This is a genomic window from Streptomyces inhibens, from assembly GCF_003389455.1.
GTDB lineage: Bacteria > Actinomycetota > Actinomycetes > Streptomycetales > Streptomycetaceae > Streptomyces > Streptomyces inhibens.
Genome location: NZ_QUAC01000358.1, coordinates 1 through 4,498 on the forward strand (window position 1 = coordinate 1; position 4,498 = coordinate 4,498).

4 protein-coding genes and 2 pseudogenes are annotated in these 4,498 nt (G+C 72.8%); 3 read left to right on the forward strand and 3 right to left on the reverse strand.

Features of this window, described 5'->3' with window-relative positions:
* A pseudogene (locus DY245_RS34435) lies at positions 1 to 377 on the forward strand (DUF5107 domain-containing protein); the annotation flags it as partial.
* Between the two features lie 64 nt (positions 378 to 441).
* Here the strand turns inward: DY245_RS34435 and DY245_RS34440 are convergent.
* Positions 442 to 1,782, reverse strand: coding sequence for an aldehyde dehydrogenase family protein (locus tag DY245_RS34440; protein ID WP_128511043.1), 1,341 nt, complete (start codon positions 1,780 to 1,782; stop codon positions 442 to 444).
* Between the two features lie 64 nt (positions 1,783 to 1,846).
* Between DY245_RS34440 and DY245_RS34445 the strand changes: the two genes are divergently transcribed.
* The gene (locus tag DY245_RS34445) at positions 1,847 to 2,512 is read left to right on the forward strand and encodes a TetR/AcrR family transcriptional regulator (RefSeq protein WP_128511044.1); all 666 of its coding nucleotides are present in this window, start codon (positions 1,847 to 1,849) and stop codon (positions 2,510 to 2,512) included.
* Between the two features lie 88 nt (positions 2,513 to 2,600).
* On the forward strand, positions 2,601 to 3,524 hold the full coding sequence (locus DY245_RS34450; RefSeq protein ID WP_128511045.1) for an NADP-dependent oxidoreductase: 924 nt from the start codon (positions 2,601 to 2,603) through the stop codon (positions 3,522 to 3,524).
* A 46-nt stretch (positions 3,525 to 3,570) separates the two neighbouring features.
* Here the strand turns inward: DY245_RS34450 and DY245_RS34455 are convergent, their stop codons facing one another.
* The gene (locus DY245_RS34455; RefSeq protein WP_128511046.1) at positions 3,571 to 3,930 is read right to left on the reverse strand and encodes a VOC family protein; all 360 of its coding nucleotides are present in this window, start codon (positions 3,928 to 3,930) and stop codon (positions 3,571 to 3,573) included.
* Positions 3,931 to 3,967: 37 nt separating this feature from the next.
* Positions 3,968 to 4,498, reverse strand: a pseudogene (locus DY245_RS34460) (CapA family protein); the annotation flags it as partial.

A 4,498-nucleotide genomic window follows, 5' to 3' on the forward strand; every position in this document is an offset into this window, starting at 1 on the left:
CGCGCGCCTGGCGTGCGGTGCTGCCCGCGCTCGCCCGGGAGGCGGTGCCCGCGCTGCTCGCGGCCGGCCGGGCCGCGGAGGCCGCGCAGCTGCTGGCCGGGCTGCCGCAGCCCCAACAGGCCGACGGCCGCTTCCGGTTGCTGACCGCACAGGTCCTGCTCGCCCGGGGAGAGCCGGCCGCGGCCCGCGCGATCTTCGACACCGGCTTCGAGATCGCCGATCTGCGGGAGGGCGACGAGACGCTCAGCGACACCTGGTACGCCATCGCCGAGCGGCTGGTCGCGGACGGCGGGCCGGTCACCGAGGACGTACGCAGCCGGGCCCGGACCGGGCATCCGCTGCCGGAGCGCTACGAGTACCGGATGCGGCCGGTGTAGCCGCGGCCGCCGGCCGGTGCGGCCGCAGCGCCCCCGGCGGGCGGCACCGGCGACAACGCCCCCGTCATACCAGCGGCTTGTCCAGCACCGCCTTGGTGTGGCTGAAGGTGTCGAGCGAGTACTCGCCGTGGTAGCGGCCCATCCCGCTCTCGCCGACCCCGCCGAACGGCAGGTCGGGCGCGGTGAGATGGGCGACCGGCAGCCCGAAGGTGAGCGCGCCGGAGGAGGTCTCGGTGAGCAGCCGCTGCTTGGTTGCGGCCGAGTCGGTGAAGGCGTACAGCGCCAGCGGCTTGTCGCGCTCGTTGATGAAGGCGATCGCCGCGTCCAGGTCGGGCACCGGCACGATCGGCAGGATCGGGCCGAAGATCTCCTCCTGCATCACCGGTGCGTCGGGGGAGACGTCGGCGAGGACGGTGGGCGCCAGATAGCGCGTGGCGCGGTCGTGCGCGCCGCCGACGACGGTGCGGCCGCTGCCGAGGAGGGCGGTCAGGCGGTCGAAGTGCCGCTCGTTGACGATCCGTCCGTATTCGCCGGCGCCGGCCGGGTCGGCTCCGTAGGTGTCGCGCACCGCCTCGGCGAGATACGGCTCGATGGCTCGGGCGGTGTCGCCGATGGCCAGGACGTAGTCGGGCGCGACACAGGTCTGGCCGGCGTTGAGGAACTTGCCGGTCACGATCCGCCGGGCCGCCGCGGCCAGATCCGTGCCCGGGTCGAGCACGACCGGGCTCTTGCCGCCGAGCTCCAGGGTGACCGGTGTCAGATGCCGGGCGGCGGCCGCCATCACGATCCGGCCGACGGCGCCGTTGCCGGTGTAGAAGATGTGGTCGAAGCGCTGCGCCAGCAGGGCGGTGGTCTCGGGGACGGCGCCCTCGACGACGGCCACCGCTTCGGCGTCCAGATGGCGCGACAGCAGCCGGGCCATGGCGGCCGAGGTCGCGGGGGCGAGTTCGCTGGGCTTGACGACGGCGCAGTTGCCCGCGGCCAGCGCGCCGACGAGCGGGGCGAGCGCCAGCTGTAGCGGATAGTTCCACGGGGCGATCACCAGGACGACGCCGAGCGGTTCGCGGACGACCTGCGCGGTCGCCGGGAGCAGCCGCTCGGGAAGCTCCGCGGGCCGCGGCGCCAGCCAGTCGTCGAGCCGGTCCAGGGTGTGGCCGATCTCGTTGAGGGTGAATCCGATCTCGGTGCGGTAGGCCTCCTCGGGACCCTTGCCGAGGTCGGCGGCGAGCGCGGCGACGAGCTCGTCGCTGTGGTCGGTGAGCAGCGTACGCAGGGCTTCGAGCTGGGCGCGCCGCCAGGCGGGGGAGGCGGTGCGGCGGGTGGCGAAGGTGGCGCGGAGCCGGCCGACGACGGCGGCGGCGTCCAGGTCGGTGTCGGTGTCGGTGACGGGGGTGTGAGATGCCATGGCCCCGAGGCTACACGAAACGAAAACATTTCGTTTCGTAATGGCCGGCCGGTAGACTCCCGGTGTGGCCGAACGCACCGAGAGCAACCAGAGCGCACCCGACGAGCGGCAGCCCGCCCGCGGCCGGCCACGGGACGCCGGACGCGACCGGGCCCTGCTGGAGGCCACCGTCCAGGTCCTCCAGGAGAGCGGCTACGGCGGACTGACCACCGCGGCCGTCGCCAAACGGGCGGGGGTCTCCACGGCGACCCTCTACCGCCGCTGGCGCTCCAAGGAAGACCTGGTCGTCGGCACCGCCGTCCGCTGGGCGAGCGACCTCGGCCCACAGCCGGACACCGGCAGCCTCGAAGGCGATCTCGCCTCGCTGCTCCGCGACAAGGCCGAGACGCTGGAGGGCCCCGGCGGCCGGCTGCTGCACGTACTCATCGGCGAGGCCGCGCACAACGAGGCGCTGGCCCGGGTCCTGGACGACGCGATCATCCAGCCGGTCCGCGACCGGGCCGCCACCGTGGTGCGCCGCGCCGTCGACCGCGGCGACATCCCGCCCCTGGAGGACGCGCATGTGCTGGCCGACCTGGTCGTCGGCTCGATGGTCAGCCGCCTCTTCCTGACCCCCGACGCGGCACACCGGGCCGCTCCGGCCACCCCCTCGTCGCCCTCGTCCGGAGCGGCGATGGCCCGCGAACTCCTCCCGTTCCTGCTGCGCGCACTGGGGGCGCAGCCCGGCTGAGGCGGCCCCCGCGTGCCTGCTCACGTTATTTCGGTGACCGTCCGCGCGCCCCGGAATGATTCCGGATCGTCACGCGTTGTGACGGACCATGAAGGCAATCAGCGCGAAGAGCTACGGCGGGCCCGAGGTCCTCGAATACTCCGACCGGCCCGACCCGAAGGTGGGCCCGGACTCGGTCCTGATCCGGGTGAAGGCGGCCGGGGTCAATCCGGTGGACTGGAAGATCCTCGCGGGCTATCTGGATCCCATGATGGAGGCTCACTTCCCGCTCATCCCCGGGTGGGACGTGGCGGGTGTGGTCGAGGCGGTCGGCGCGGACGCCCCCGAGTACGAGATCGGCGCCGAGGTCATGGGCTATGTCCGCAAGGACGAGGTGCAGCACGGCACCTTCGCCGAGCTGGTCGCCGCGCCGGTCCGGACCCTGGCACGCAAGCCGGCCGGTCTGAGCTGGCAGCAGGCCGCCGGGCTGCCGCTCGCGGGACTGACGGCCTATCGGGCGATCAAGCGGGTCGGCACGAAGGCGGGGGAGACGGCGCTGGTGCATGCCGCCGCGGGAGGCGTCGGCTCGCTCGCCGTACAGATCCTGGTGGCCCAGGGCACCCGCGTCATCGGCACGGCCAGTGAGCGCAACCATGACTTCCTGCGGTCCCTGGGCGCCGAGCCGGTCACCTACGGCGACGGTCTCGCCGACCGGGTGCGCGCGCTGGTGCCCGAAGGCATCGATGTGGCCCTGGACTTCGTCGGCGGTGGCGTCGTGGAGGTCTCGCAGCAGCTGCTCAAGGACCGCAGCCGGGTGGCGTCCATCGCCGACGGCGAGGTCACGGAGAAGGGCGGCCACATGGTGTGGGTGCGCCCGGACACCGATGATCTGACCGCGCTCGGAGAGCTCGCGGACGCCGGGAAGCTGACCGTGCCGGTCGCCGCGACCTTCCCGTTGTCCCGGACCGCCGAGGCGTTCCGGGAGAGCATGGCCGGCCGGACCCGCGGCAAGATCGTCCTTGAGGTGTCCTGACGGTGGGCCGGTCCGCATTCACCGACGGGCCCGAGGGGGAGGCGGCTCAGGCCTCCCCACCCTGATTCCGGTCGACGTACTCGAAGACCGAACCGTCCGGGTGGCGGGCCACCAGATTGCGGCCGATCGGCGTCGGCAGTGGACCGGCGATGATGTCCGCGCCGACCGCCGTCAGATCGGCCAGCGCATCGTCCACATCCTTGACGGCGATGGTCGCCGCGATCTTCCGCAGTACCGACAACTCCGCCTCGGGACCGCTCATCAGGAAGAAGCACCCGACGGCCGCGACCGCCACCCCGCCGCGCTGGAAGCGGATCGCCTCGGCGCCGGTCAGCCGTTCGTAGACGTCGATCGCGGCATTGAGATCACCGACGCACACCCGCAATGAGGTCCCCAGAATGTCCATACGGGCAAGCCTAGTTGGGGGGACCGCCGGTACGCGATCACTTCGCCATCATCAGACCGTCCTTCGCCCCGCCCCGTGACAGCACGATGCCCCGGATGCTGTCGCGCGCCTTCGCGTAGTCGCCACGTCCGGGCTGCTCGGCGAGCGCCGCATTGAGGTTCACGACCCTGAACCCGCTGCCGACATCGGTGAGTTGGGGTAGGAACTCCGCCTTGCGGACCGCCCAGCGCCCACCGGGCGCGGTCGACCCGGCGAAGGTGAAGCGGGCCATCGAGCTGGGCGGTCAACTCGCGTGCCAGGGTGCGCTGTTGTTCATCAGGTGGCTGCTGCCACTCGGTGCCCCGGTGGATGCTGACCACCACCACGTCCGCACCGGCCTTACGGGCGGCGCGGGCATCGGCGAGGACCTTGCCCCGGTTGATCGGATTGACCGTCCAGGGCGCGTTGCCGGGCAGTGGGATGCCGTTGGTGCCGTAGGTGTACGAGAGCTGGGCGGCCTTCGCGGGGCCGGCCCGCAGCGGGTCGGTCCGGGCGGCCTCGGCGGCGGGGCGGGCCGAGCCGGTGTGGC

Excerpts from the sequence above, each read along its gene's own strand:
- DY245_RS34440 (WP_128511043.1), bottom strand. The coding sequence starts at position 1,782 with ATGGCATCTCACACCCCCGTCACCGACACCGACACCGACCTGGACGCC.
- DY245_RS34450 (WP_128511045.1), top strand. The coding sequence starts at position 2,601 with ATGAAGGCAATCAGCGCGAAGAGCTACGGCGGGCCCGAGGTCCTCGAA.
- DY245_RS34455 (WP_128511046.1), bottom strand. The coding sequence starts at position 3,930 with ATGGACATTCTGGGGACCTCATTGCGGGTGTGCGTCGGTGATCTCAAT.